This window comes from Oleiphilus sp. HI0128, assembly GCF_001635365.1.
In genome coordinates, this window is the sequence record NZ_LWGG01000371.1 from 1 (window position 1) to 782 (window position 782).

Here is a 782-nt window from a genome sequence, read left to right on the forward strand (position 1 = left end):
GGCGGTAGGGAATGTTTACTTTTTGTGACTCTTTATGTATGAGGTTTGTATTTAAGATTTAATAGAGTATACTGCAGGCAGCCTAGAAAGCCCGGCTATTTTTTTATGTTCTGTGTTTAGACTTGCTAGTAATAGTGTTCAACCCGGTAAGCATAAGTTATATCCAGTTTTTCGGCGATTTTATGTTTTAGTTTTTTAGTCAGGATATGATTATGTCAGATAGAGTTACTGGTAAAGTTAAGTTTTTCAACGAATCTAAAGGTTTTGGTTTCATCGAGCAGGAAAATGGCCCAGACGTGTTTGTACACTTCAGCGCTATTCAATCTGATGGCTTCAAGACTCTTGCTGAAGGTCAGACTGTAGAATTTACAGTTGGTACTGGTCAGAAAGGTCCACAAGCTGAGAACGTTACTCCTATGTAATTTCTCTCGATGAGCATGCTACCCTCGTGGTATCAGCTTATTGAAAAAGAGCGCTTTTTAGCGCTCTTTTTTTTGCCTGTAAAAAATGCAGAGTGAGCAGTTCGCATGAGAGTGCTTGACGCCGAACTCCTAATAAACTCTTGGTTTAGCGTGAAATCGAGGGCTATGAGTGGTATCTTTTCGCTTTTATCGTGAAGGGAAGTAGGTATGAGCTCCAAACTGAGCGGCAAAAAGATATTACTTGGGATAACCGGCGGTATCGCAGCTTACAAATCTGCAGACCTGTGCAGGCAGCTCGTTAAGGCTGGCGCACAAGTACGTGTTGTGATGAGTAGGGGAGCTCAGCAATTTATTACCCCA

2 protein-coding genes are annotated in these 782 nt (G+C 41.7%); both read left to right on the plus strand.

The annotated features are described in order from the left end of the window. Window positions 1–212: 212 nt before the first annotated feature. Window positions 213–422 carry a cold-shock protein gene (locus tag A3763_RS04620; protein WP_068512589.1) on the plus strand — a complete coding sequence of 70 codons (210 nt, stop codon included), beginning with the start codon at window positions 213–215 and terminating at the stop codon, window positions 420–422. A 207-nt stretch (window positions 423–629) separates the two neighbouring features. Further along, the coding region (locus A3763_RS26650; RefSeq protein ID WP_304440788.1) for a flavoprotein at window positions 630–782 on the plus strand (153 nt) is incomplete at its 3' end.

What these genes read in the sequence shown, in the direction of transcription:
- A3763_RS04620 (WP_068512589.1), top strand. Translation starts at nt 213, where the DNA reads ATGTCAGATAGAGTTACTGGTAAAGTTAAGTTTTTCAACGAATCTAAA.